The organism is Oceaniglobus sp. K40-3 (assembly GCF_055808395.1).
In genome coordinates this window covers 3,150,638-3,175,717 of the sequence record NZ_CM147868.1, presented here as the reverse complement: position 1 = coordinate 3,175,717, position 25,080 = coordinate 3,150,638, and the positions used below count along the sequence as shown (strand labels likewise).

Annotated in this window: 32 protein-coding genes, 1 tRNA gene and 3 pseudogenes; 14 read left to right on the top strand and 22 right to left on the bottom strand. The window is 60.6% G+C overall.

The features are described from left to right. Nucleotides 1-110 precede the first annotated feature (110 nt). The 6 genes and pseudogenes from AC0L7P_RS16520 to AC0L7P_RS16495 all read left to right on the top strand — a co-directional run bounded on the left by AC0L7P_RS16520 (nt 111) and on the right by AC0L7P_RS16495 (nt 4,351). Complete coding sequence (locus AC0L7P_RS16520) at nt 111-833, top strand: hypothetical protein (protein ID WP_473435487.1); 723 nt, start codon at nt 111-113, stop codon at nt 831-833. After that, nucleotides 830-1,300: a plasmid mobilization protein gene (locus AC0L7P_RS16515; RefSeq protein WP_473433707.1), complete on the top strand. Its 471-nt coding sequence runs from the start codon at nt 830-832 to the stop codon at nt 1,298-1,300. The genes AC0L7P_RS16520 and AC0L7P_RS16515 overlap by 4 nt, the downstream gene beginning before the upstream one ends. Beyond that, a complete protein-coding gene (locus tag AC0L7P_RS16510; protein WP_473433706.1) occupies nt 1,297-1,770 on the top strand; it encodes a hypothetical protein in 474 nt (157 codons plus the stop codon). Before AC0L7P_RS16515 ends, AC0L7P_RS16510 begins: the two co-directional genes overlap by 4 nt. A gap of 64 nt (nt 1,771-1,834) precedes the next feature. Continuing rightward, nucleotides 1,835-2,404: pseudogene (gene istA, locus AC0L7P_RS16505) on the top strand (IS21 family transposase); the annotation flags it as partial. A 123-nt stretch (nt 2,405-2,527) separates the two neighbouring features. Then, a complete protein-coding gene (locus AC0L7P_RS16500; protein WP_473432711.1) occupies nt 2,528-3,511 on the top strand; it encodes a Mu transposase domain-containing protein in 984 nt (327 codons plus the stop codon). Further along, a pseudogene (locus tag AC0L7P_RS16495) lies at nt 3,508-4,351 on the top strand (ATP-binding protein). The gene AC0L7P_RS16500 and the pseudogene AC0L7P_RS16495 overlap by 4 nt, the downstream one beginning before the upstream one ends. 118 nt (nt 4,352-4,469) lie before the next feature. On the opposite strand, the gene AC0L7P_RS16490 reads toward AC0L7P_RS16495, so the two are convergent. Then, nucleotides 4,470-4,877 carry a hypothetical protein gene (locus tag AC0L7P_RS16490; protein WP_473433705.1) on the bottom strand — a complete coding sequence of 136 codons (408 nt, stop codon included), beginning with the start codon at nt 4,875-4,877 and terminating at the stop codon, nt 4,470-4,472. 610 nt (nt 4,878-5,487) lie between these two features. Between AC0L7P_RS16490 and AC0L7P_RS16485 the strand changes: the two genes are divergently transcribed. Then, the gene (locus AC0L7P_RS16485) at nt 5,488-5,739 is read left to right on the top strand and encodes a hypothetical protein (RefSeq protein WP_473433704.1); all 252 of its coding nucleotides are present in this window, start codon (nt 5,488-5,490) and stop codon (nt 5,737-5,739) included. 15 nt (nt 5,740-5,754) lie between these two features. Further along, nucleotides 5,755-7,323, top strand: a complete 1,569-nt coding sequence (locus AC0L7P_RS16480) for a recombinase family protein (RefSeq protein ID WP_473435486.1) — start codon at nt 5,755-5,757, stop codon at nt 7,321-7,323. On the opposite strand, the gene AC0L7P_RS16475 is transcribed toward AC0L7P_RS16480, so the two are convergent. After that, nucleotides 7,280-7,356: transfer RNA gene (locus tag AC0L7P_RS16475), tRNA-Ile, on the bottom strand. The two genes, AC0L7P_RS16480 and AC0L7P_RS16475, sit on opposite strands and share 44 nt — an antisense overlap. 34 nt (nt 7,357-7,390) lie before the next feature. Further along, nucleotides 7,391-7,630, bottom strand: coding sequence for a hypothetical protein (locus AC0L7P_RS16470; RefSeq protein WP_473433703.1), 240 nt, complete (start codon nt 7,628-7,630; stop codon nt 7,391-7,393). A 119-nt stretch (nt 7,631-7,749) separates the two neighbouring features. Between AC0L7P_RS16470 and purM the strand changes: the two genes are divergently transcribed. From purM to rnd, 3 genes are all read left to right on the top strand, one after another. After that, the gene (purM, locus tag AC0L7P_RS16465) at nt 7,750-8,796 is read left to right on the top strand and encodes a phosphoribosylformylglycinamidine cyclo-ligase (protein WP_473433702.1); all 1,047 of its coding nucleotides are present in this window, start codon (nt 7,750-7,752) and stop codon (nt 8,794-8,796) included. Then, nucleotides 8,793-9,386, top strand: a complete 594-nt coding sequence (gene purN / locus AC0L7P_RS16460) for a phosphoribosylglycinamide formyltransferase (protein WP_473433701.1) — start codon at nt 8,793-8,795, stop codon at nt 9,384-9,386. Before purM ends, purN begins: the two co-directional genes overlap by 4 nt. A 74-nt stretch (nt 9,387-9,460) precedes the next feature. After that, nucleotides 9,461-10,618, top strand: coding sequence for a ribonuclease D (rnd, locus tag AC0L7P_RS16455; RefSeq protein WP_473433700.1), 1,158 nt, complete (start codon nt 9,461-9,463; stop codon nt 10,616-10,618). A gap of 17 nt (nt 10,619-10,635) precedes the next feature. Here the strand turns inward: rnd and AC0L7P_RS16450 are convergent, their stop codons facing one another. Beyond that, a complete protein-coding gene (locus AC0L7P_RS16450) occupies nt 10,636-11,109 on the bottom strand; it encodes a hypothetical protein (protein WP_473433699.1) in 474 nt (157 codons plus the stop codon). A 114-nt stretch (nt 11,110-11,223) separates the two neighbouring features. On the opposite strand from AC0L7P_RS16450, the gene AC0L7P_RS16445 reads away from it, so the two are divergent. Further along, nucleotides 11,224-11,637, top strand: coding sequence for a SufE family protein (locus AC0L7P_RS16445; RefSeq protein ID WP_473433698.1), 414 nt, complete (start codon nt 11,224-11,226; stop codon nt 11,635-11,637). Here AC0L7P_RS16445 and AC0L7P_RS16440 read toward each other — a convergent pair. Continuing rightward, nucleotides 11,634-12,308, bottom strand: a complete 675-nt coding sequence (locus AC0L7P_RS16440) for a phosphoribosyltransferase (protein ID WP_473433697.1) — start codon at nt 12,306-12,308, stop codon at nt 11,634-11,636. The genes AC0L7P_RS16445 and AC0L7P_RS16440 overlap by 4 nt on opposite strands. 48 nt (nt 12,309-12,356) lie before the next feature. Between AC0L7P_RS16440 and AC0L7P_RS16435 the strand changes: the two genes are divergently transcribed. Continuing rightward, nucleotides 12,357-13,505, top strand: a complete 1,149-nt coding sequence (locus AC0L7P_RS16435; RefSeq protein ID WP_473433696.1) for a M20 aminoacylase family protein — start codon at nt 12,357-12,359, stop codon at nt 13,503-13,505. Here AC0L7P_RS16435 and AC0L7P_RS16430 read toward each other — a convergent pair. From AC0L7P_RS16430 to AC0L7P_RS16350, 17 genes and pseudogenes are all read right to left on the bottom strand, one after another. Next, the gene (locus tag AC0L7P_RS16430; protein WP_473435485.1) at nt 13,502-14,023 is read right to left on the bottom strand and encodes an adenine deaminase C-terminal domain-containing protein; all 522 of its coding nucleotides are present in this window, start codon (nt 14,021-14,023) and stop codon (nt 13,502-13,504) included. The two genes, AC0L7P_RS16435 and AC0L7P_RS16430, sit on opposite strands and share 4 nt — an antisense overlap. Before the next feature lie 216 nt (nt 14,024-14,239). Then, nucleotides 14,240-14,797 (bottom strand): annotated as a pseudogene (locus tag AC0L7P_RS16425) (amidohydrolase family protein); the annotation flags it as partial. Further along, a complete protein-coding gene (locus tag AC0L7P_RS16420; RefSeq protein ID WP_473435484.1) occupies nt 14,719-14,988 on the bottom strand; it encodes a hypothetical protein in 270 nt (89 codons plus the stop codon). The gene AC0L7P_RS16420 and the pseudogene AC0L7P_RS16425, both read right to left, overlap by 79 nt. 275 nt (nt 14,989-15,263) lie before the next feature. Further along, nucleotides 15,264-15,848, bottom strand: coding sequence for a nucleoside hydrolase (locus AC0L7P_RS16415; RefSeq protein WP_473433695.1), 585 nt, complete (start codon nt 15,846-15,848; stop codon nt 15,264-15,266). Further along, entirely contained in the window at nt 15,824-16,144 is a 321-nt protein-coding gene (locus tag AC0L7P_RS16410; protein ID WP_473433694.1) for a nucleoside hydrolase, read from the bottom strand. The genes AC0L7P_RS16415 and AC0L7P_RS16410 overlap by 25 nt, the downstream gene beginning before the upstream one ends. 67 nt (nt 16,145-16,211) lie before the next feature. Continuing rightward, the gene (locus AC0L7P_RS16405; protein WP_473433693.1) at nt 16,212-17,102 is read right to left on the bottom strand and encodes an ABC transporter ATP-binding protein; all 891 of its coding nucleotides are present in this window, start codon (nt 17,100-17,102) and stop codon (nt 16,212-16,214) included. Further along, nucleotides 17,095-17,874 (bottom strand): ABC transporter permease, encoded by a 780-nt coding sequence (locus tag AC0L7P_RS16400; protein WP_473433692.1) that lies wholly within the window; start codon nt 17,872-17,874, stop codon nt 17,095-17,097. Before AC0L7P_RS16400 ends, AC0L7P_RS16405 begins: the two co-directional genes overlap by 8 nt. Next, on the bottom strand, nt 17,871-18,338 hold the full coding sequence (locus AC0L7P_RS16395; protein WP_473433691.1) for a GNAT family N-acetyltransferase: 468 nt from the start codon (nt 18,336-18,338) through the stop codon (nt 17,871-17,873). Before AC0L7P_RS16395 ends, AC0L7P_RS16400 begins: the two co-directional genes overlap by 4 nt. Continuing rightward, nucleotides 18,335-19,165 carry an ABC transporter permease gene (locus AC0L7P_RS16390; protein ID WP_473433690.1) on the bottom strand — a complete coding sequence of 277 codons (831 nt, stop codon included), beginning with the start codon at nt 19,163-19,165 and terminating at the stop codon, nt 18,335-18,337. The genes AC0L7P_RS16395 and AC0L7P_RS16390 overlap by 4 nt, the downstream gene beginning before the upstream one ends. Before the next feature lie 85 nt (nt 19,166-19,250). Further along, the gene (locus tag AC0L7P_RS16385; RefSeq protein ID WP_473433689.1) at nt 19,251-20,270 is read right to left on the bottom strand and encodes an ABC transporter substrate-binding protein; all 1,020 of its coding nucleotides are present in this window, start codon (nt 20,268-20,270) and stop codon (nt 19,251-19,253) included. Next, nucleotides 20,267-21,229: a LacI family DNA-binding transcriptional regulator gene (locus AC0L7P_RS16380; protein ID WP_473433688.1), complete on the bottom strand. Its 963-nt coding sequence runs from the start codon at nt 21,227-21,229 to the stop codon at nt 20,267-20,269. The genes AC0L7P_RS16385 and AC0L7P_RS16380 overlap by 4 nt, the downstream gene beginning before the upstream one ends. A gap of 74 nt (nt 21,230-21,303) precedes the next feature. Further along, complete coding sequence (locus AC0L7P_RS16375; protein WP_473433687.1) at nt 21,304-22,317, bottom strand: zinc-dependent alcohol dehydrogenase; 1,014 nt, start codon at nt 22,315-22,317, stop codon at nt 21,304-21,306. 4 nt (nt 22,318-22,321) lie between these two features. Next, on the bottom strand, nt 22,322-22,972 hold the full coding sequence (locus AC0L7P_RS16370) for a DUF1638 domain-containing protein (protein WP_473433686.1): 651 nt from the start codon (nt 22,970-22,972) through the stop codon (nt 22,322-22,324). Between the two features lie 133 nt (nt 22,973-23,105). After that, nucleotides 23,106-23,441: a YbjQ family protein gene (locus tag AC0L7P_RS16365; protein WP_473433685.1), complete on the bottom strand. Its 336-nt coding sequence runs from the start codon at nt 23,439-23,441 to the stop codon at nt 23,106-23,108. Then, complete coding sequence (locus AC0L7P_RS16360) at nt 23,422-23,640, bottom strand: hypothetical protein (protein WP_473433684.1); 219 nt, start codon at nt 23,638-23,640, stop codon at nt 23,422-23,424. Before AC0L7P_RS16360 ends, AC0L7P_RS16365 begins: the two co-directional genes overlap by 20 nt. A gap of 54 nt (nt 23,641-23,694) precedes the next feature. Beyond that, entirely contained in the window at nt 23,695-23,886 is a 192-nt protein-coding gene (locus AC0L7P_RS16355) for a hypothetical protein (protein WP_473433683.1), read from the bottom strand. 146 nt (nt 23,887-24,032) lie between these two features. After that, nucleotides 24,033-24,650 (bottom strand): glutathione S-transferase family protein, encoded by a 618-nt coding sequence (locus tag AC0L7P_RS16350; protein WP_473433682.1) that lies wholly within the window; start codon nt 24,648-24,650, stop codon nt 24,033-24,035. 94 nt (nt 24,651-24,744) lie between these two features. Between AC0L7P_RS16350 and AC0L7P_RS16345 the strand changes: the two genes are divergently transcribed. Beyond that, on the top strand, nt 24,745-25,077 hold the full coding sequence (locus AC0L7P_RS16345) for a DnaJ family domain-containing protein (protein ID WP_473433681.1): 333 nt from the start codon (nt 24,745-24,747) through the stop codon (nt 25,075-25,077). The last annotated feature ends 3 nt before the right edge of the window (nt 25,078-25,080 follow it).

Genomic DNA, 25,080 nt, shown 5'->3' with positions numbered 1-25,080 from the left:
AGGGTTGAAACCAGCTGCCAAGATTGTACTGATTCAGGCTCGCGGATTTTCACAATAAGGAATCCGGCCAGTGTAACCCAAGCGCACAGCGGTTGGCGGACGAATGCGAAATGGGCCGCGCAACGCTGTTCCGACACATGACGACGCTGGAAGAATGCGGCCTTGTCACGCGCCATGCCCGTGGTGATGGCGATGGCGGGCGCGGGTCCAACCAATATGAGTTGCACCTTGATATAACCCTTGGCCCAAGCGCCCGCCCGAAGAGCGGCGGCGGTCCCAACGGGGTTGAGTCTCAAAATGAGACGGGGGGAAACGTCTCAAAAAAGCGGGGGAAAAGTCCCAACGGTGAGACGGGGGTAGTCTCAAATCGGGACAGGAACCTTACCATTGAACCTAAGAAAGAACCTCCTTCGCGCGAGTGCGAGGCGGGGGAGGCTGAGAAAATTTTGGCGGCTTATCCGCTCGACCGACTGCGCAACAAAGCGGCCTGTCTTGCCCGGATCGAAGAGGCCATGAAGGAAGGGATCTCGCCTGAAGACTTGTTGCAGGCAGTCCAAGCCTACGCGACCGAAAGCGCAGGGTTCACCCGCTCCAAGGTCTGCTTTTCCGACAACTGGTTCCAGTCGCAGCGCTGGCAGGCCTATGTTGAGAAGCAGGCGGAAGACCGAGAGAAGACGGCGGCGTTGCAAGCCGATCACCACAAACGGCTGGCGTGCTGGATCAGTGATCGCAGCCCGATGTGCAAACACATCACGGCCCCGCAGGTCGCTGCGTTGCTTGCCGCAAAGCTGGTGACGCAAGCCCAAATCCAAGCCGCTGGCCTCGGATCATGACCGCACCCGATCCGACGACAGAGCAAACAGCAAGGTTACCCACCGATTACATCGGCGGGACTTGTGAGGGGCGGCGTGCCTCCCCTTCAAACTCCAACCAGACGCGCGAGGAGCGCGTCAAAGAAGGCCTTTCCGAGACTGTGATCTTTCGATGCACCGTTGCGGAGAAGGCCGCGCTTGTAGCCGAGGCGGACGCGGCTGGACTGCCCAATGCCACGCTGATGCGTGAGGCCTTGGGGCTGGTCCAAGCGCGGCGGCGCAAGCCCTTGCCGCGCGTTGACCCATCGCTGACCTTGGCCGTTGCCCGTGTAGGCGGCAACCTCAACCAACTGGCATGCTGGATCAACGGGGCCGTCAAATCTGGCCGCGCGAGCCACATCGACGCCCTCAAGGTCAGCGTGCGGCTTGTCGCGATTGAGCGCCAACTTGCGCAGATCATCGGCCAGAACAGCGATGGCCAGCCGTGATAATCTCGTTCTTTTCCTCTGGCACCAGCGGTGGTGCGGCCCCCGTTGACTACCTGACCGCCCGCGAGGTTTTGGCCTACGACGAAAACCGCAACCTGATCCGCGACGAGCACGGCCAGCCGCAAACCAAACTCCGCGACCCGCTGCCTGAAGTGCTGCACGGCAATCCCGAACGGACGCGCGATTTGATCGACGCCAGCGCGAACAAGTGGAGCTACACCGCTGGCGTGATCAACTTTGCGGATAGCGATCAGCCCAGCGAGGACGCCCAACAAGAGGTCATTGAGCAATTTGAGGCTCTGGCCTTTGCGGGGCTTGAGGCGGATCAATACGACTGCCTTTGGGTGCGCCATGTCCACGAGGGAAATGTCGAGCTGCACTTTTGCACGCCGCGCGTTGAACTGGCGACGGGCGTTGTTTGTGAATCGGCATGCGAAATTGCCCCACTTAGGTGGGTTATGAGCGAGTAAAATTGACCCACCTGTTTCGTTAACATCGGCGCTTCAAGTGCGGAGGGAAGAGCAGGTGTTATTGATGGAAAGTGTATCGAAGATCCGTCTGTGGGTGCTGGTTGAAGGGCGCAGTATCCGGTCTGTTGCGCGGGCGACGGGATTATCGCGCAACACGATCAAGAAGTATCTGAAGGATGAGAGCCCGCCGAGCTACCAGCGCCAAGCCCCGCCGGTTCGGCACAAACTGTGCAACGGGTTTGATCTTCGGCTTCAGGAGCTGTTCGAGCAGGACCAGAAGCGACCACGCCGGGAACGGCGAACGGCCGTGAGGCTTTACGAGCAGCTTGTCTCGGAAGGTTATCCTGGTTCCTATTCGCCGGTTCAGCGATTTGTCCGCGATCTGAAGCAGGCCGGTGCCGGTTCGGGCGAGGCTTTTATCCCGCTTTATTTTGCGGCAGGTGACGCGCTGCAATTTGACTGGAGCGAGGAACGGGTTGTCCTGGGCGGTGTCGAGCGATCGGTGAAGGTTGCCCACTTCCGCCTGTGCCATAGTCGCAAGCCCTTTGTCGTCGCCTATCCCGGCGAAGCCCAAGAGATGGTGCTGGATGCCTTTGTGCGGGCGTTGTCCTTCTACGGCGGGGTCCCGCGACGGGGTGAACATCGACCCACCGAAGGTGGCAAACCGTCCGGGGGACGGTTTGAGATGTGAACGGGCGGAGCCCCGGGATTATCGACCCACCGAAGGTGGCAAACCGTCCGGGGGACGGTTTGAGATGTGAACGGGCGGAGCCCCGGGATCATCGACAATCCCAAAACGATGGTGACCTATGTCTCCCGCTCGAAGGATCGGATATTCCATCCGCGGTTCCTCGCGTTGATGAACCACTATGTCATGGAGCCGCCGTCCATTGGGCTTGAACCAATGGCGCCCTTCTGGACGGCCCTGCCCCCCGCGTCGGGCTGGGAGAAGGGTCAGGTCGAGAACCAGGTCCAGTTTTTGCGAGGCCGGTTGTTTGCCCCAATGCCAGCCTTCGATGATCTGGATGGGCTGAACGACTGGTTGCGCCTGCGCTGCGAGGAGCTGGCAAATCGCGCTCATCCTGAACATTCGACCCGCACGGTTGCAGAGGTTTTTGAAGATGAACGCGCCGGGCTGCGCCCCCTGGGGCGGGCTTTTGATGGCTATGTGGAGAAGACGGTGCGTGTCCGCTCCACCTGCCTGGTTCAATATGCCAGCAATCGCTACAGCGTGCCGTCCCGGTTTGCAGGCCAGCATGTCTCCTTGCGCGCCTATGCGGGCCGGATCGTGCTGGTGTCAGGCCAGGATGTCATTGCCGAACACAGGCGCCGCTTTACCCGCAACGTCAGCTACTTTGAACCGTGGCATTACGTTCCTCTGCTGGATCGCAAACCCGGCGCCTTGCGCAACGGGGCACCCTTCGTGGACTGGCAACTGCCCGATGCCATGCATCGGATCAGGGAACATTACATGGCCGGCAAAGGTGGGGATCGGGAGTTTGTCGATCTGCTTCTGCTGGCCCAGGATCACCGGATCGAGGTCGTCGAGATTGCGTGTGATCTGGCGGTGGAGCAAAACACCCTGCGCCTGCCCGCCATCATCAACCTGATTAACCAGCTGGTCGAGCCGGTCATCACCTCCTTGAGCGAAACATACGTCTATCCACAGCTGACCCTGCGCCCGGAGGCCGATTGTAAGCGCTATGAAACGCTGTGCTCGGCAGAGGGGGCCGTCATATGAACGCTCTCATTGATCAACTGACCGCCCTGAGGCTGCATGGAATGGCAGCTTGCGCACATGATTTGCTGTCCGCGCGCAAGCCGCCCAGTCTGACCACAGCGATAAAGCAACTGATCGACGCAGAAACTGTAGAGCGCCGGGTGCGCTCCATCTATTAGCTGACAGGCGATGCTTTGCATCGCCGAGAGGCCAGTATCAAATGCGCATCGCGAAGTTCCCGCATCACAAGGACTTCGCCACCTTCGATTACGGCGCGGCAGCCGTCACCAAGGCCCGGATCGAGCCCTTCTGCTCGGGCCAGTTTACCGAAGAGGCACACAACCTCATCCTGGTGGGTGGAACCGGAACAGGCAAAACCCACATCGCCATCGCGCTTGGAACCGCCTTGATCAACAACGGCAAAAAGGCCCGCTTCTTCAACGCCGTCGATCTGATCAATGCCCTCCCTCTCATGCATGTAAACATGCACTGCCGGGCAGTGGATCAAGGAACAGGCCGATGGCAACGCCGGGAAGATCATCCGGCAACTGTCGGCCCTGGATTGCGCCATCATCGACGAGTTGGGCTACATCCCCTTCCCGAAATCCGGCGGCGCACTGCTGTTCCACCTGATCAGCAAGCTCTACGAGAAAACCAGCGTCATCATCACCACCAATCTGGAGTTCGGGGAATGGGTCGCTGTCTTCGGCCCCTCTCATCGCTGCAAGCAGCGACTGCCGGGCAGTGGATGCCAAGATGACAACCGCGCTCTTGGATCGCGTCACGCACCACTGTGCCATCATCGAGACCGGCAACACCTCATACCGCTTCGCGCAGAGCAAAAGCCGCAGAGAAGAATAACCGCACCGCAAGCAAAGCCCACAGACGGACTCGCTATATGAGGGCGGCCCGCCTGAGGGCTTTGCCTCCCAATAGGCGGGTCAAAATCAAATGCTGAAACCGGGTCAGTTTTGAACGCTCATTGACACTCAAGTGGAATACATCGTCTTCTGACTTCTTCCAGAAGCTTCGGAAGGTCTTCCATAGCGGCTGCCAGGATAGCATCTTGGTTCGCGTCATCCTCGGTCCGCTTCAGAACCCTCTCGAAGTTCTTGGCAACCTCGATGCCGAAGTATTTCCGGCCGCAATCAATACCGCAAAGAGCAATTCTGCCATCTTTCATCTCGGCAGTGAAACCGCGCCGGTGCGGGGTGTGATTGTCGCAGAATGCACATCGCACATCATAGTCTGTGTGATATCGGTTGATATACTTGATCGGGATCTGACCGGCTTCGATTACATCCGTCAGATCTGTCTGTAATTCCGGGCTGGCGATCGATAACGGCCTCGATGTGCCTTCCGCCTCGATTTTCTGATACTGGCTCATGACCTCGTAGATTCCTTCTACATCGGATTTCCCATCGTCGTTGTGGGTCCGATATACACCCTTCGTTCTCTTGTGGGAAGGAGTGACGGGTGCGCAATATGTTGTGGTGACGATCAGGCAAAAAAGGCCGATCCGAAGACCAGGGGGTGAGCTGATACAGGTTCCGGCCCGTCACCCGGCCGGCGGGTATGTCATTCTGCGGCGACGGACCGAAGATACGCTTGTGTATACCTGACCGCGCCAACCTCGCCGTTGGTCCAAACTGATTCTACGGGTTAATTTGCGAAGGGTGAGCAGTTTTGAACAGGTATGAGCCAAATTCTGACGGCGTTGTGTGCTAATACCCGAAGTAACACATTTTCCTTTGGCTGTGTTTTAGCACAGTCGAATGTCACGATTGGTGACAAATAAAATCGACGTCTTAGCCTTTTCAGGAGCTTGCGAATTTGTCAGCCTGTGATGACTCGTGACATGTTCCTTTTGAGGGTCTTAGCTGGTTTAGCTTATGAAAACAAAGGGTTGATTCAGGGTGTTTGAGAGTTCTAACTCGGATGCAGAGGGTCGCTCCAGTATGTGGGCAGCCAAGAAGCGTTAACGTAGGAGGCCCGTTGTGCCAGAACAGAATTTACCCAAAATCAATATTTCCGCTCAAGCACGCAGATTGGAAATAGATGTCGATTTATTCGATTCGCTGCTTGAAGAAAGTTCGATATCAGATGAAGCCAAACGTGAGTTTCTCGACAGTCTTTGGGCGGTAATTACCGCGTTTGTAGAAATTGGATACGGTGTGCATCCAGTTAATCAAAGTGGAAGTGAAAGCCAAGAGGTTGGTAGTGCCGATTACATGTATGCGGCAGAATAGTGGGGAATAGGCAATATGAAAAATATCAAAAAGAACGATATCACTGGTGCAGTGATTTATTGCCGGGTGTCTTCACATAAGCAAACCGTGCAAGGTCATGGGCTAGTTAGCCAAGCTACGAGGTGCCGTGAGTTTGCTAGGTCAAAAGGGTATGACGTAATTAAGGTCTTCAACGATGATATCTCAGGAGGGAGTGCTGATCGCCCTGGTATGACGAAAATGCTCGAAGAGATTTCTTTGAGAGGCAATGGTGAAACAGCAGTAATAATTGATGGCATCTCTAGGTTGGCTCGGGGACTTGAGGCTCACATCACGTTGCGAGCCAGCATCAGCGCTGCTGGCGGTGTTTTGAAAAGTCCGTCGATAGAATTCGGTGATGATCCGGATGCAATGCTGGTTGAAAACATGATGGCATCTGTCTCCCAGCATCATCGTCAAAAAAATGCATTACAGACGCTTCATAGAATGCGAGCGCGGCTACGAAATGGCTTTTGGCCCTTTCGCCCTCCACAGGGCTATCGCTTCGAGCTACGGAAAGGATCAGGAAAAATCATCGTTTTACATCAAGATAAAGCAATGATCATTAAGCAGGCGCTTGAAGGCTTCGCGAACGGCAGGTTCCGGTCGCAAGCAGAGGTTACTCGGTTCTTGAACTCGGCAGGTCCGTTTCGTATGAAGCGGGGAAAGAAATTTACGCGCAGTAACGTTCAGGCCCTTTTGGTGAATCCATTCTACACAGGATACTATTCCAAGCTCGATTGGGATATTCCATTTATGCGTGGGAACCACGATCCAATTATATCTATGGAGACTCATAAGAAAATTTTGAGAATGCGAGATGAACATTCCAATGGAGCAGCTCGCAAAGACATAAACAGAGATTTCCCGCTGCGCGGGTTCATCTTTTGCGAGGGCTGTTCGAGACCCCTAACTGGATATAGCGCGAAGAGCAAAACTGGTAAGTATCATCCGTATTTTCACTGCTACTTCAAGGGATGTAAATACTACGGAAAAACGATTAGACGTGCGATCATTGAAGAGCAGTTCAGTGAACTGTTGCGCAAGCTGACTCCCTCCAGGACTACCTGTGGGATTGCTGAGAAACTTCTTAGGAAGGCTTGGGATCAAAAAGCTGACGAGGTGGAGAAAGATCGAAAGGCTTGCAAGCAACAAATATTGGCGGTCGAAACCCGTATCGAAAGCTCGATTGACCAGATGGTAGAGATGGAAAGCCAAAATGCCATTAGAGCCTATCAACGGAAGCTGGAGGCATACGAGATCGAGCGTGCTGAGCTGCTCGATAGACTCACGAAGATGAATGAGCCGGTCATGGGTTTCGACGAAACGTTAGAACTCGCGTTGAGCTTTCTCCGAAGCCCTTGGAATGATTGGAAAAATGGAGACTATCGGACTAAGATCACCGTGCAAAGATTGACGTTTGTCGAACCCCTCACGTTCTACCGCGAAAGCGGACTTAGAACCCCAAAAGTAGCCTTTTCGTTCAAGGCCTTAGACGACATTTCAGTCGCCGATGGGGAAATGGTAGGCCCGGCAGGACTTGAACCCGCAACCAAAGCGTTATGAGCGCTCTGCTCTAACCAGTTGAGCTACAGGCCCGCCTTGAGAGGGATTAGCAGAGTCAGCCCGCCGGTCAAGACCCGAAGTTCGCCAATTCGGGTTGCGGTGTAATGGGGGAGGCGCCAAGAACCTGTTGCAGCAGGCTGAATTTGCGCTGCTCTTCAATGGTGAACGTGGCTGGATCGTGATCGATTTCTGCCAGGGCCCGCACCGATGCCGTGTCGTCGTTCGCCGGGGTCGCAGGAACAATCAGCGCGACGGAATCTGCGGCGGTCAGGCCCAGGCAAAAGGCAATAAGGATGGCAAAATTCATTGTATCGGTCCCTCTTATGTCATTGGTTTAAGCCTTTGTGACGGGTATCGGTTCCATCTGCGTTGCGCGCTTGGGGTGGATCGTTTATCCGGCTGTCAGTTCATGAAAGGCGAAATGGCATGACTTCGGGCAAGAACGGGCTGACCTATGCGGCGGCGGGTGTGGATATCGACGCGGGCAATGCGCTGGTTGACCGGATCAAACCGGCGGCAAAGCGCACCAACCGCCCGGGGGTAATGGCCGGTTTGGGCGGATTTGGCGGGCTGTTCGATCTGAAAGCAGCGGGATTCACCGATCCTGTCCTGGTGGCGGCGACGGATGGCGTTGGCACCAAACTGCGGATTGCGATCGACACGGGCCATGTGGATGGCGTCGGGGTCGATCTGGTGGCGATGTGCGTCAACGATCTGATCTGTCAGGGGGCCGAGCCTCTGTTTTTCCTCGACTATTTCGCGACTGGCAAGCTGGACGTTGACAATGCGGCGCGGGTTGTCGAAGGCATCGCGGCGGGCTGTGCGCAATCGGGCTGTGCGTTGATCGGCGGCGAAACGGCCGAAATGCCGGGGATGTATCACGGCGGTGATTTTGATCTGGCGGGGTTTGCCGTGGGCGCGATGGAGCGGGGCACCGCCCTGCCTGCCGATGTGCGGATGGGGGATGTCTTGTTGGGGCTGGCCTCGGACGGGGTGCATTCCAACGGTTATTCCCTCGTGCGCCGGATTGTCGAGCTTTCGGGGCTGGGCTGGGAGGCTGACGCGCCCTTCGCCGACACATCCTTGGGCGCGGCATTGCTGACGCCAACGCGGCTTTACGTGCAGCCGGTGCTGGCGGCGATCCGCGCCGGGGGCGTTCATGGGTTGGCCCATATCACCGGCGGCGGGCTGAGCGAAAACCTGCCCCGGGTCCTGCCCGATGGTCTGGGCGCCGAGGTTGATCTGGCCGCCTGGGATTTGCCACCGGTGTTTGGCTGGCTTGCGCAAACCGGCGGCATTGCCCCCGAGGAGATGCTGAAAACCTTTAACTGCGGCATCGGCATGGTTCTGGTGGTGCAGGCCGATCACGTCGAAACCCTGACCAACATTCTGACGGACGCGGGCGAAACCGTCTGTGTGCTGGGCGAAGTCTGTGAAGGGCAGGGCGTGCGGTATACAGGCGCCTGGGCGTGAGCAAACGGGTTGCCATCCTGCTGTCAGGGGGCGGATCAAACATGGTCAGGCTGGTGCGCAGCATGACCGGCGACCACCCCGCGCGCCCGGTTCTTGTCGCCTCGAACGATCCCACCGCTGGCGGGCTGGTGCGGGCGCGGGAAATGGGCATCGCAACAGCGGCGGTGGATCACCGGCCGTTCAGGGGCGACCGGGCCGCGTTCGAGGATGCGCTGCATGACCAATTGATCGCGGCGCAGCCTGATATCCTGTGCCTTGCCGGGTTCATGCGCATCCTGACGCCCGGTTTCATTGCCCGCTGGCAGGGGCGGATGCTGAACATTCACCCGTCGCTTTTGCCCAAATACCGGGGGCTGCACACCCACGCCCGCGCGATCGAGGCGGGCGACAGCATGGCCGGCTGTACCGTGCATGAGGTCACGACAGAACTGGACGACGGCCCGATCCGGGGCCAGGCGCAGGTGCCGGTACAACCGGGTGACACCCCCGAAACCCTGGCCGCGCGGGTGCTGGGGGCTGAACATCGGTTGTATCCTGCGGTTCTGGCCCGGTTCGCGGCGGGTGACCTTACGCCTGTCACATTGGCCTGACCTTTTCTTTTGCCGCGCGATTGCCTATCAAGAGGGCAGGCGGGGCAAACAACAACGGAAAACACATCACCCCAATGATCACCATCACCACCACAGACGGGCTGACAGACTTCTGCACCCGCGCCCGTGCGCACCCTTACGTGACAATCGACACCGAGTTCCTGCGCGAACGCACCTATTATTCCAAGCTGTGCCTGATCCAACTGGCCGTACCGGGCGACGCCGAGCAAGACGCCGTTCTGGTCGACCCTCTGGTTGATGGCCTGTCGCTGGAGCCGCTTTACGATCTGTTCCGCGATACATCAGTCGTAAAGGTGTTTCACGCGGCGCGTCAGGATCTTGAAATCTTCTTTGTCGAGGGCAACGTGTTTCCACAGCCCCTGTTCGACACTCAGGTTGCCGCCATGGTATGCGGTTTTGGCGAACAGGTTGGCTATGAAACCCTTGTGCGCAAGATCGCCCGCGCGACGGTGGACAAGACATCGCGCTTTACCGATTGGTCGCGTCGGCCCCTGAGTGATGCCCAGAAATCCTATGCCCTGGCGGATGTGACCCATCTGCGCGGCATTTATGAATTTCTGGCCGCCGAATTGCAGAAATCCGGCCGCACCGAATGGGTCGAGGAAGAACTGGGCGTCTTGACCGATCCGGCTACCTATACGGTCGTGCCGAACGAGGCATGGCGCCGGGTAAAGACCCGCACCAATTCGGGCCGGTTCATGGCCATCGTCAAAGAGCTGGCGCAGTTCCGCGAATCCTATGCGCGCGACAACAATGTGCCGCGCACCCGGGTTTACAAGGATGACGCGCTGCTGGAACTTGCCTCGACCAAACCGGCAAATGTGCAGGATCTGGGCCAGCTCGCGCCTGTTGCTGCGCGAGGCGCGTCGCGGTGCGATTGCCGATGGTATTCTTGCGGCAGTGGCGGCAGGGCAGGCGGCCGACCCAAAAGTTTTCCAAAGGTCGAGGCGGGCCGCGACAAGGCGCAGGTCAATCCGGCCATCGCCGATTTGCTGCGCGTGCTGCTCAAGGCGAAATCCGAAACCGCCGGCGTCGCGACCAAGCTGATCGCAACCTCGTCGGATCTTGATGCCATTGCAGGCGGCGATCGCGATGTGCAGGCCCTGCGCGGCTGGCGCAAAAAGGTGTTCGGCAGTGACGCCCTGCGCCTGTGCAAAGGCGAAGTGGGCCTTGTGGCCAAGGGCCAGAGCGTGGACGTGTTCGAGATTTAAGGCGTCGAGGTGCGCCCTCAGCGGCGCACCGACCGCCGGTTTCTCTGGGCCACCACGCGGATTTCGCGCACCCCGTTCAACCCTTGATTGGTGACGAACAGCCCCACGATCACCTCACGTGATTGCGGGGTCGAGGCGCGGTTTTGTTGCCGGGGCGGGCGGATGCGGAACTGATATTCCAGCACGCCGTCCACGGGTTTGTCATCGCTCAGCGACACAAGTTCACCGTCATAGAACCCCTGTTCCGGGGGCAGGCCGGTGGCCCGGATAACCGCACCGCCGGGGTTTTTTCGACGCGCAGTTCCGTCACCTGATCCACCAGATGGCGCAGATCCTGATCGATGGCGGCGTATCCCTCTTCCGGGGCGAGGGTTGCCACGGATCTCGCTTTTGCCGAACCAGTTGAACGGGTTCAACCGCGACCCTGCTATGCGGCCACATCCCGTCATCATTCCCAGGATCAGAACCGTCGCAATCAGCGCACGTGTCATGGCGTTTCCCTTTCCCAACCTGCCAAGTGGGTTAGCACCAAAGTGGCGGGGTTGAAAAGCCTTGTCCCCGCTGCGCGCGACGCTTACCCAAGGGTGTGACATGAGAGGACAGCCATGGCCACCGCCGCATTTGAAGACATCGCCGAAACGTTTGAATTTCTCGACGATTGGGAAGACCGCTATCGCCACGTGATCGAGCTGGGCCGCGCCCTGCCGCCCATGGATGAATCGCTGAAAATTCCGGCAACCAAGGTCGAAGGCTGTGCCAGTCAGGTCTGGCTGGTGCCATCGGTTGACGGCGAAGGGCGCGCCGCGATCCTGACGTTTGATGGCGACAGCGACGCGATGATCGTCAAAGGATTGATCGCGATTCTGCGCGCGCTTTATTCCGGGCTGACGCTGGATCAGGTGCGCACGGTCGATGCCGTGGCCGAACTGGGCCGTTTGGGCCTGAACGAACACCTGTCGTCGCAACGCTCCAACGGGGTGCGCGCCATGGTTGAACGGATTCGCACCCTCGCGGCCTAGGTCTCTGATTCGCGCCATCCTTTGCCATCGCGCACCAGCAACGGCGAGGTGAACGCGCCCCGCACCCTTGCGGGCATGCCGGGCAATGCGCCCCCGATCCGTTGATGCCAGCGCCGGGTCTGTAACATGGCCGCGCCCAGAACCACCGGTGTCACCCCGATCAGGGCCAGCGCCGACAGCCCCGCACAGATCGATGCACCGCTGCTGATCACATCGTCGATCAAGGCCACCCGCCGCCCGGTCAGCAGCGGCACCATGCGCGGATCGACATAAAGCCGCTTTTCCGTACCGGGACTGGTGATCGATGACATCGGCACCGACAGCGCGGGATCGTACCAGAACTTGCGCGACGTTCCCAGCGCGACGAATCGGGTATGCCCCAACCGCTGCGCCACCAACCGCGCCAGGGACAGGCCCAGCGTGGGCAGTCCGACGATCACCTCTGGTGCCTCGGGGCGCAGTTTGTCGGCCAGAAAATCGGCCAATGCGCCTTCCACCGCAAAGCTGCTCTGGTTCAGGATCAGCGAGGCAATGGCGTTTCCCGTGTCGCCCAAAGGCCGGATTGGCAGGGTCAGGATGCGCCCGTCCGGCAAAGGCGCCGGAAACTGATCGAAAAACGGTGGCTCTGGGGCATGATCGCTGAATTCCTGCCAGAAATCATGGGGCTGCATGGTCTGTCCTCTTGTTCCGTCCATCCCACCAAGGTTATCATCCGCCCCATGCAACAACCAGCCCAACCCGACATCGCCGCCCTGACCGAACTGCGCCGCGATCTGCACCGTCACCCCGAACTGGGGTTCGAGGAACACCGCACTGCCGCTTTGGTCGCTGACCACCTGCGCGCCCTCGGGCTCGACGTGACGACGGGCATCGCCGGCACTGGCGTGGTTGGCACCCTGCGCGGCGAAGGGCGCGCCGTGGGGTTGCGCGCCGATATGGATGCGCTGGCCATGCCCGAACACACCGGCCTGCCGTGGGCCAGCGAAACGCCGGGCAAGATGCACGCTTGCGGCCATGATGGCCACACCGCGCTGCTGCTTGGTGCGGCCGGGGTTCTGGTGGCCGATCCGCCCCCCGGCACCGTGCATTTCATTTTCCAACCCGCCGAGGAAGGGCGCGGCGGGGCAAAGGCGATGGTCGAGGCGGGGCTGTTTCAACAATTCCCCTGTGACATGGTGTTCGGTCTGCACAACATGCCGGGGCTGGCGCCGGATCAGATGGCGGTGGTCGCGGGGCCGCAACTGGCCAGTTCTGATTCCTGGCGGCTGACCTTTACGGGCGTTGGCACCCATGGGGCCAAACCGCATCTGGGCCGCGATGCTGTTACGGCAGCGGGGCAGTTTCTGGCCGCGCTGCAAACTATCCCGGGCCGGGTGGTTGACCCGCTGCAACCCAGCGTCGTCAGCGCCTGCTCCCTGCGCGCCGGTGATCCGAACGCACTGAACGTGATCCCGGATCATGTGGAAATCGGCGGCACAGCGCGGGCCTATACGCCCGAGGTGCGCGACCAGTTGGAACATGAGATCGGGCGCCTCGCTCATGGAATTGCCAGCGCCATGGGCGTGACGGCGAAGTATGACTATATCCGCCGAATTCCCCCCGTGGTGAACGACCCGCATGCAACCGCCGTTGCCCTGCGGGCGGCGCAGGCGGTGAGTGGCAATGTGCTCACCGATTTTCCGCCCTCGACGGCGGGCGATGATTTCGCCTTTTTCGCGCAGGAGGCGCCGGGCGCCTATGTCTGGCTGGGCAATGGTCCGGCAGTTGATGGCGCGCTGCACCACAATTCGGGGTATGATTTCAATGATCTCGCGTTCCCCACCGGCATCGCATTTTGGGTTGCGGTGGCGCGTGAAGCATTGGCCTAAGGCAGCCCATCCTCAAGGATCGCAGAGCGCAACAGGCGCCCGGCCAGTGGATCGGCGGTGCCCAGATCGGTCTGGTGTGGCCCGGCGTTGCAGGCGAGGGTGGCCCCGACAAGCGCCTTGAATACCAGATAGGGCGGATTCCAATCCACCACGCGGTCCATCGCCGCGCGTACGGCGGCAAAGGCTTCGCCAACTTCGCCCAAGGGTCGGTCCGACACCAGGCCTGCGACGGGTAAAGGCAGCAATGCCAAAACCTTACCGCGCGATGTTGCCACCATTCCGCCGCCCGTTTCGATCAGGGTGTTCGCGGCCAGGGCCATATCTTGGGGGTCGTGGCCGAAAACGGTGAGGTTGTGGCTGTCATGGCTGACTGTGGTGGCGAAGGCGCCGCGCCATGTGCCCCAGCCGCGCAGCACGCCCAGCGACGGGGTGGCAGGGCGCAGCCCGTGGCGGTGAATCACGGCAATGCGGGTGTGGTCGGGCGGCAGGGTGACGGTGCCGTTTTCAACAGGCAGCATGGTTTCGCCCCAGCGGGTGAAACGGGGTTGGTCGATGGTGGCGATGCGGGCCGTTGGGCCATTTGCCCTTAACTTGAAATTTTCTGCTGAAACGGCAGGGATTGCGCAGGTTTCCATTAGTTCCGGGGGCGTATCGCTCGTTTGTGTTGATGGGGTGACGATGGCGCCGTCCCGGATCACATGACGGGCGCAAAACCCTTGCAGATCCTCAAACAAAACGATGTCGGCGCGTCGGCCCGGGGCGATTGCGCCAAGGTCGGCGCGGCGCAGGCGCAAGGCGGCGTTGTGGGTGGCGGCGCGCAGGGCGAGAAGCGGCGCCATGCCATAACGGGTGAGGCGGCGCAGCACGTCGTCAAGACCGCCGGAACGGTGCAGATCGTCGGGGAAAACATCGTCGGTACAAAGGGTTATGGTCGATGGCAGATGCGCAAGATTTTGCAATACCTTCACAAAGTCCGGCAAGAGATAATCATGCGAGCCGCGCATCTCGATCCACAGCCCGGCGCGCAGTTTTTCGAGCAAATCATCGCCCGATGTCAGCTCATGATCCGAAGAAACGCCAGCAGAAACATAGGCTTGCAGGTCAGGCCCTGTCAGGCTGCGGGCGTGGCCATTGATGTTCTTGCCCGCGCCAAGCGACGCTTGCAGGATCGCGCGCATCCGGGGGGCGCGGGTGGTGACGGCGGCCATGTCCATCACTTCGGCCAATCCATGAATGCTGTATTCTGACAACAGATCAGCGAGTGTTTCTGATGTGAAATCCGCGCCTGCGGTTTCATATCCGGGGGCGGACGGGACGCAAGACGGGGCAAGGGTAAGGATGCGAAGGGGGATTTTGCAGCGGAAACAAGGGCGTATTCCATGCCCTTCAACCCCGCGACATTGGCAAATTCATGGGGATCCCAGACCACGGTTGTCACGCCCCGGGGTAAAACGGCTGCGGCATAGGTTGCGGGTGTAACCATGCTGGATTCGATGTGCATATGCGCATCTATCAAACCCGGGGAAAGGAATAATCCTTTTGCATCAACAACCTTTGCGGCGTCCTTATGTTCACCCGCGCCATGGACCGAGGCGATTATCGCGCCGATGCACCCCACATCGGCGGCGCGCAATTCGCCTGTTACCACATCCACAAGGGTTGCACCGGTGATCAGCAGGTCAAACGGGGCATCGCCCCGTGCGGCGGCGACGGCGCGGTCGCGCAGGGCGGCGTCGTTCAGGTCGTTTGGTTCAACTCTCATGATGTGAAAACCGACATGCACAGGGCATGCACCGCTTGGGCATCAGAGGTGCAAAGCACCCGTGTGGGTTGGCCGGTCGCGTTGCGCCGGTCGGTCACGGTGCGCCCGCGCGTGTGCTGGCCGCACAGTTCGACCGACAGGTGAACGGGAACCGGCTCAAACAGATCGGGGCGGAGAAGCGCGGCGGCGGCAACCGGATCGTAAAGCGCCATGGAGGGGCGGCCCCGGCTGAGAGCGATGTCGAGGTAGCCGCCCAACAGATCGCGCAACAGCGGATCGGGGGTGGCGGTCACGTCAGCCTCGGTGATTTGCACCTGACGGCAGATGTCGAGATCGACCATGGTGAGCGGCACGTCACGGGCCAGAAGGATGGCCAGCGCCTCGGGGTCGGCAAAGGCGTTGAATTCGGCGCTGGCGGTATGGTTGCCCGCGCCCACAGCGCCACCCATCCAGGTGATCCGCCCGATGTTGGCCAACAGGTCAGGCGCCAGAAGGGCAAGGGTGGCGAGATTGGTGAGAGGGCCGAGCGCGAGGATTTGCGCGTCGGTTTGCCCGCTCAGCCAGCGGGCCAGCGCGGGCACTGCCGGGGGAATTGCGCGCTGACAGAGGGCAGGGCCATGCCGCGCGTGGGCATTCCGGTATCGCCCAATATCCGCTGGGCCGTTTCGATCCCGCCCAGCACGGCGCGGTCGGCGCCCATGGTGATCGGGGTGGACCAGCCGAACACGGCCATGGCTCCGGCGGCGTTGCTGGCCACCTGTGGCAAAGGCGCATTGCCGAAGGTCAGCGAGATGCCGTCAACAGCGGTGTGTTTCATCGCCAGCAGGACGGCGAACAGATCGTCAACGCCCATGTCGGTGTCGATCCAAAGGCCCATCAGCCAACCTCGGCCAGTTGCACGGCGCGTTCGCGCGGCAGATCAAACGGCACGCTTTGGCCGATATTCAGGGGCGGTTCGCTGGCCGGGGTGTCGGCCTTGATGATGCCAAGGGGGAGTCGAGAACATATTCCCGCCGTTCCCCCGCAAACGACGCGCCGCGCACGGTGCCGGTATTGGGGCCAGACCCAAGGACCACCGCAGAGGGGCGCCATGCGTGACCGCCGCCCTGACCATCGGGAAGGATGGTTTCAAACCCCACAAAATCGGCGGCAAAGCCGGTGCGTGGCGCAGTATAGATTTCCTCGGGGGCGCCGATCTGTTCGATGGCACCGTCACGCATGAGGACAATACGGTCAGCCAGGGCCATTGCCTCGGCCTGATCGTGGGTGACGAAAATCATCGTGATGCCGGTTTCCTTTTGCACCCGTTGCAGCTCCATCCGCATTTCAAGGCGCAGGCGGGCGTCGAGGTTGGACAGGGGTTCATCCAGCAACAGCACCTTGGGTTGCATCACCAGCGAGCGGGCCAGCGCGACGCGCTGTTGCTGGCCACCGGACAGATCGGCAGGTCTGCGATTGGCGAAATCCGACAGCCCGACGGTGGCAAGGCCATCGCGCACCTTTGTGTCAATATCCGGCGCGCGTTTCAGGCGCAGGCCAAAGGCGACGTTGTCATAGACGCTGAGGTGGGGAAACAGGGCATAGGATTGAAACACAAGGCCCACTTCGCGTTTCGCCGGGGTGGTGCGGGTCACGTTGCGCCCGTCGATGAAAACACGCCCCGCATAGGGCATGAGCAACCCGGCAATGGCCCGCATGGTGGTGGTTTTGCCACAGCCGGAGGGGCCAAGCAGGGTGATGAGTTCGCCCTTGGCAATATCGAGGTTCAGCCCGTCCACGGCAATGGTTTTGCCATAGGTGAGGGTGAGGTTTTGCAGGGAAACATAGTCAGACATATTTCGAGAACCCCAGAAATTTTTCAGCGGCAAAGATGATGGCGATGGAGAGGAAAGCGAGCAGGGCCGACAGGGCCGCGACCGACGGGTCATAGTTGATTTCCATATAGGCGATCATGTCGATGGGCAGGGTGCGCAACCCGGGGCCGGACAAGAACAGCGACACCGGCACCTGATTGAACGAGGTGACAAACCCGAGGATGAACGCGGCGAGGACACCGCCCCGGATATTGGGCAGCACAATGCGCAGGAAGGCGGTGAACCGGGTACAGCCCAGCAAAAGGGCCGCTTCCTCCATGTCGACGCGCAGGTTTTCCATGCTGGCCGACACCACGCGCACGGCATAGGGCAAAACGAGGGCCGTATGCGCCATGAACAGGGCCGGACCAATGCCCACGCCAAAGGGAATCACCATATAGCGCAGCAGGGCAAGGCCAACGATGATGCCCGGCACGATGATCGGTGAAGACACGATAAGGCGCACGAATTCGGCCCCCGGCACCTTGTAACGGGCCATGCCATAGCTGGCGGGGATGCCAAGGATCAGGGCGGTGATGGTGCCGAAGATCGCCAGAAACATCGACACACCGAACGAGGCGCGGAAACTGTCGACCTGAAACACCTTGATGAACCATTTCAGGCTGATGCCCTGGGGTGGAAAGGCCATGGTGTTGCCGGCCGAAAGGGCGGCGGCGATGATGATCAGGAACGGGCCGATCAGAAAGGTGAGCGTCAGGCCAAGGATGGCCCATGTGGCAAAGCGGTTGGTCATGGCTGTTCCCTGACGAAACGGTGGATCGTGCCATCGTCGGCGGCGAATGTGGTGTGGCTGGTGATGCCGGGGGCATCTGTGGCGCAGGCCCAGAAGGCGCGCCCGGGGGCGTTGGCATCGGCCACCCACAGTTCCCATTGACCGGGATGGGCGGCAAAGGTGGCCCGGGCGGCGGCAAGGCCGATATGGGCATGCCGCGCGGCGGGTGCGACATAGAATTCGGCCATCGCGGCATCAATGGGCCGACCAGACAGGGCGTGTTGGTTGACCATGGCAAACCCCGCGTTTTCGCCCCGGTGACGGATCAGATAAGGGTGACGGCCCGGCTCGCTCCAGTAAAGATCAAGAAACCGCGCAGGATCACCGATCACGCTGTCGATCGCCAGTTCATCGGAATAGGGCGCGAACAGTGCAGCAAGCGCCGGTTTGTCGGCGCGGCTGGCGCGGTGAAGTGTCGTGGTCATGCCCGCGTCTTTCGAGCCGTGGCGATCTGTTTCAACAGGATGTTGGCGGAGAATGCCATGACGATCAGGATCATGGCAATTACACTGGCGGCAACGAAATCATTGGCGACGGTGACACGCTGATACAGCAAAGTTTCCAGCATCAGCACCTTTGACCCCCCAAGGATCGCGGGGGTGATATAGGCGGTCATCGACCCGGTGAACACCAGCGTCCCCCCCACAACCAGCCCTTCACGGGTCAGGGGCAGGATCACCTTGGTAAACACCTGAAACCAGTTGGCCCCAAGGATGCGGGCGGCGGGAACGGCATCGCGGGGCATGTTCTCCATGGCCGAGACAAGCGAAATAATCATCAGCGGCATGAACAATTGCAACAGCCCGATGAACACGGCGGTTTCGGTGAACAGGATGCGCGCGGGGCTGTCCATGATCCCCAGATCCACAAGGATCGCGTTGACGAAACCGGTGCGCCCCAGGATCACCAGCCAGGCATAGGTGCGCGCCACGGGCGAAATCATCAGCGGCAGGGTGACAAGGCCAAACATCCGCCCCCGTGACGTGGGCGGCAGCGATACGATGCAAAAGGCCGCGGCGTATCCGATCAGCGCCGATACCCCCGCCACCAGCGCGGCCAGTTTCAGGGTGCGGAAAAACACCGTCTGGTTGCGCGCCGAGGCAAAGAAATCGACATAGGCCTGCACGGAAAAACCGCTGGCGCCCTGAAACGCCTCGGATAACAGGATGCCTACAGGCAGCAGGAACAGCGCCGCCGCGAACAGGGCGGCGGGCAGGGTCAGGGCAAGGCCGATGGCGCGGTTTTCAAACATGATTTCTTGTTTTTATCTCGCAGATGTTGGCGGGCTGCCCGGCGTTCCCGCCGGGCAGATCGGTCCGATTTTGACAGGGCGCGACTTACTGCAACACCTTCGCGTTCCATTCCCTGAGCCAGTTTTCGCGCTGATCCAGAATGACATCGGCGGGAATCAGATCAAGGCTGTTGGCGGTATCTGCCCCATAGGTCAGGTTATCTGCCACATCGTCGCTGACCGTCACTTCGGAATTTGCCGGGCTGTCAACCAGCGCATTGGCCAGGGCGGTCTGAATGTCGGTGGACAGCCAGAAATCCATGAATTGCAGGGCCAGATCCTCGTTGCCGTTGTCCTTGGTCATGACCATGACGTTCATGCCGCCGGTCTGCCCCTCTTTCGGGGTGGCCCAGGCCATGGGCAACCCGTTGTCCTTGAACTGACCCCAGGCAAAGCGGCCAATGGGGGCGGCCCAGATTTCCTCTTGTTGCATCAGTTGGGCCAGTTGCGAGGACCGGACATAGAAGGTGACAATATCATCCACATGGTCGGCCACCGCCTGAATCGGACCGGCCAGCGACGGATCGGTGTCGCCCATGGCCTTGCCGATCATATGCAGGGTGGGCGGGCCTTGATTGGTAGTCACATCAGGCAGGGCGACATTGCCCGCCAGTTCGGGCGAAAGAAGATCGGCCCAGCTATCGACGCTGTCGATCTTGTCAGACCGGTAAACGATGGACGTGGCATAAAAGGTGTATCCCACCGCCATGTGATCACCGATGGGGTCTTTGGCCAGATCGTACAGCTTGTCATAATTTTCCAGCTTGGACACATCCACTGGCTGCAACAGCCCCTTGCGCGCAGCAGCCAGCGCATCGTGGGTGGACACCACGGCCATGTCGATCACCGGGCTGGCGGCGTTGGCCTCGATCTTGGCCATGCGTTCAACGGAATTGCCGGTTTCCACCACAAGGGTGCAATCGCAGATCGCCTCGAACGGATCATAGACCAGTTCCTTGAATTCATCCTGGGCAAAGGAATAGACGGAAATCGTCAGGGTTTTGTCCTGCGCCTGTGCGCCGGTGGCGATCAGGGCGGCGGCAGTGGTCATCAACAGTTTCTTCATGTCTTGGCTCCATGTTGGGGGTGCGGTGGTTGCGCGGTTGAATCGCGCGTTATCAGGGTCATGGGAATGATGGTTTCAGGGGGCGCCGGGGCGCCTGCCAATTGCGCGGTCAGGCTGGCCATTGCGGCCCGGGCGATGCTGTCGGTATTTTGCGCCACGGTGGTCAGGGCCGGGGTGATCGCGCGGGTAAAGGCGTGGTCGTCAAAGCCGATCACGCTGACATCATCGGGAACGCGCCGCCCCACCCGGTGCAGGGCCGTCAGCGCCGTCAGCGCGTGCAGATCAGAGGTGGCGATGATCGCCGTTGCGCGGGCGGCGGTGATGTCGCCGCCCTCCTCAAGCCACAGGGTGTCGGCCCGCATGGCCGGGGGCAGGGCCGATTTCATCCCGGAAATCCGGTCGTTCTGGACCAAAGATGTGCGGCTTTCCCCGATCAGCAAAAGGTGGCGGTGGCCAAGGCTGGCCAGATGCGCAACCGCCAGCGCCCCGCCGCCCCGATGGTCGGCCGACACAGAATTGCCGGGCGTTGACGGTGTGTCGATCACCGCGATGGGCAGGTCCATCGCCATCACCCGTGTGCCGCGCCTTGGTACAATGACAATCCCGTCGGCGCCTTGCCGCATCAGCCGTTGCAATGCGGCGGTCTGCGCGCCGGTATCCCCGCGCGAATCCGCGATCAGCACGCCATATCCGGCAAGGGCGGCGGCGGCTTCGATGGCCTGGGCGATGGCGGGAAATAGCGGGTTGGAAATGTCGGGCAGTACCAGGCCAATCACCCCGCTGCGCCCGGTACGCAGGGCGCGCGCCTGGGCGCTGGGCCGGTATTCCATGGCCGAGGCGGTGGCGCGAATGCGATCGCGCAATTCGCGCGAAACCCGCCCCCGCCCGGTCAGGGCGTTGGATACGGTGGCGGCGGAGACCCCCAGTTCGCGCGCGATATCTTGCAGGCGTGGCTGCACGATTCCCCCGGATTAATCGTTAAAGCAACCTGAAGTGGCGCAGGCGATTCTGTCAAGGTCGGAATGTGGGGTGTTCAGGGTTGTATCAGCAGGGTTTTGACGCCCGTGCGCCGCTGGGCCAGGGCGATGGCCCTGGGGAAATCTTCCAGTGTCAGGCGGTGGCTGATGATCCGGGCCGGGTCAAGCGCGCCGGTTTCGATCAGCCTGATGGTTTCGGGCCAGAGGCCAGGGCTGCCCAGCACGCCGCGCAGGGCAAGATCGCCAACCACCAGTGGATCGAAATCCATATCCGTCAGAGTGCGCCCGCCGAACAACCCGAGCAGGGCGAGGGTGCCACCGGGCGAGAGCGCGCCAAGGGCGGCGCGCACCGCCGCAGGTTGGCCCGTTGCCTCGACCGCGTGGTGGTGTGGCGGCAGAGGGGCAGGGCCGTGGCGGATGTCAAAGGTTTGCGCGGCGCCCAGATCACGCGCCAGGGCCAGACGTGCGGTATCGGCCCCCACCACGCTGACCGGCCCGGCGCCCAGGGCACGGGCCACCAGCAGCGCCAGCAACCCGATCGGCCCGTCACCATGAATGACCAAAGGCGCGCCCGGTTTGACCCCGGATTTGCGCACGCCGTTCAGGGCCACCGCTGTGGGTTCCACGAGGGCGGCGGTGGCGACCGGTACGTGATCGGCCACAGGATGCAGGGCGCGGCGGGGCATGGCGATATATTCGGCAAAGGCCCCGTCGCGGTTCAGAATGCCGGTTTCCGTCAGATCGGGGCAGATGTGATAGGCACCGGCCCGACAGCGCGCACAATTGCCACAGCCGACCGAACATTCGCCCACCACTTGTTGGCCCGGGGCCAGATCAGTGACGCCTTTGCCGAGGGCCACCACATCCCCGGCCCATTCATGGCCGGGGATGATGGGAAACCGCGCCCGCCCGCTGCGCAGATAGGGGGCGGTGCCCTCGGCCAGTTCCACATCGGTGCCACAGATGCCGGTGGCGCGCACCCGGATCAACACCATGCCCGGCGCGGCGTCGGGCATGGGGATATCAGCAAGTGTCGACATGTGGGGCGCGTCAAGGCGTATGGCGCGCATGGTATCAGTCCTTTTGGGCCACGCGACCAAGGGCGCCGGCCAGATCGCCATAGCCGGTAAAACGCCGCTCGAACTCCAGCCCCAGCCGCTCGGCGCAGTCGCGGGCGCGGGCAGTCAGGTCTTCGTTTTCGGTCTGGGCCTGATAGACGAGTTTGGTGTAATTGCCGAAAATCATCTCGCGCAGTTGCGGATAGCGGTCCAGCCCGAGGGGACGCCAGACAAAGGCATCAAACTGGCGCACCAGAAAATCGGTGAGATAGAAACAGGTGATTTCATCTTCGGCCCGGGCGACAAACCCGTCAACGCCTTCATAAAACGCATAGCAATGGGGCCCGGCGATCATTTCGACGCCCATTTCAGCGCAGGCCGCCTGAAGCAGCCCGCCAGTTCCGCAATCGGCGTAAACCACGAATATTTCACCATAATCGGCCCGGTGCTTTGCGACGGTTTCGCGTACAGCATCGGTGATCTTGTCGGGGTGATTGTGCAGGATGGCCGGCAGGCAGGTGAGATCAAGATGATCCCAACCGTTCAGCCGTTTCAGGGCCATGATTTCGCGCGCCAATGCACCGCAGGCAATCAGCAGAACACGGCCCGTGCCACTGGCCGTCAGGCCGGTTTTGGTCAGGGTGGCGTCATCGGGGAGCGTTGACACAATTCTAACCTTTCTGTGGTTGAAATGAACTATCGCCCAGGGGCGCATCGCGTCCGACACTATGCTTGTTGTCGGAATGTTCAACCGCAGACAGGGGGAAACCTATGGTATCAAAAATCTATTGTCGCATTGCTCAGCGCAGGCGCACCGCAGTGCCGTAAAACACGACCTCGGAGGCGGCCTGCATGATGGTTGAGGTTTCCATCCGGGTGGCAACGATGGCATCGGCGCCCAGGGATGCGGCCTCGTCTATCATCCGGTCATAGGATTGTTCGCGTGCGGCCGCCAAAAGCTGGGCGTATTCCTTGACTTCGCCGCCCACCAGATTGCGAAGCGAGGCCACGATATCCGACCCAAGGTGTTTGGCGCGCACGGTCGAGCCACGCACAAGGCCGATGATTACGACCACTTCGCGCCCGGGAACGCCATCAGTGGTGGTGACGATGATGTCACTTTTCGATCTGATCATAATGATCGTCCTCGCGGTTGTTCAGGCGTTCGGCAATCACCCGCCAGATGACCCAGATCACCAGCGCAACGGGCACCAGCAGAAAAAGCGCGGGAAAGGGCAGGGTGACGACAGCGGCCAGAAAAACCCCCAGCCAGATCGTGCCCCCCGCCGCAGCGGCGACGCAGACAAGGATCAGCACAAGTCGGTCAAGTGGCACGGTGAACACTCCTTTGCCCACAAGATGGCGATGGAAGGGGCGCTTTGTAAGGGGTCAGTCGATGCGATGGGCGGAACGGCGTGCCATGCGCACCAGCAGCAGAATGACGATGCCGGTCGGCAACAGAGCCACAAGGCCGTTCACCATCAGCGCCTGGTCGGCACCGAGGATCGCCTTGAACAGGACGGCAAAGCCGAAGGCGGCAAGAATGGTGACAACGCGCTTGAGAAACAGGGAGAAGGTCATTGGCAGCTCCGGTCATGTGATTGCGTTTCGTTACACAACCTATGGCGGATCGGTGTGACGTAAAAAGGGCCGGGTTGGGGTAAGGATAAGGTTAATTCGGGCAGGCCCGGGGCGAAGTGCCCCAAGCCTGCCGCATTTCCCACGGCTCAGCCGTGCAGGGATATCGCCCGCCGCACTGCCGGGCGGGCAGACATGGCGGCGAAATGGGCGGCGACCTTCGGGAATTGCGCCAGCGCCACGCCGTCGCCTTCCAACCAGCGGGTCACGGCATAAAGATAGATATCGGCGGTGGAATATTGGGCGCCCAGCACCCATGGCCCTTCGCCGAACCCCGCCTCGATCACCGTGAAACCATCGGTCATGTTCTGCGTCACCTTCGCTGCCATCGACGGCCAGCTTGCCGGATCGTCAGACCAGCGATGGCCGCGCATCTTGTGGGCGTGACTGATATGCACGGTCGCGGCAAGGTAATACGAAAGTTCGTCCAACCGCGCCCGTTGCAGTGGATCGGCGGGGGTAAGGCCCGCCTCGGGGTGAAGGGCCGACAGGTAATTCAGGATCGCGCCGGTTTCGGTCAGTCGCCCGGCAGGTGTGATCAGCACCGGCACCCGCCCTTTCGGGTTGAGTTTGCCAAAGATTTCACCCCGCTGTTCGCCGCTGGCGAAATCAACCCAGATCAGATCGAACGGCGCACCGGTTTCTTCAAGCAGGATATGCGGCGCGAGCGCAACGGTGCCTTTGGCAAGGTGCAGGGTGAGGGGCATCGGCGAAACCTTTGTATCACAGGGAAAGATGAATCGTCGCGCGCAGGGGCGGAATGTTCAAGCGGTTGATCGGGTAAATGTGTTATCAGATCCCATGATCAGACGTATTCAACAGCTTATCGAACGGCAGATCCAAAAAGCAAAGCTGCAAGGGCAGCTTGAGGGGCTTGAGGGCGAGGGGAAACCTTTGCCCGACCGCCCCGGCGATGCCTTTGTGGATGCCGGCGACGCCGTGGGATTTCGCGCCATGGCCCAGGCGGGGGTTGTCCCGGAAGAAATCGTGATCAAGAAGAAGCTTGACGCACACCGCAAACATTTTGCCACGTTGGTGGATGAGGATGCCCGCAAAGATGCCATGGCCGAACTTGCCCGTCTTGAATTGCGCTATAATATCGCCCGGGAAGCGCGCCAAAGATTCATGCGCTGAGTG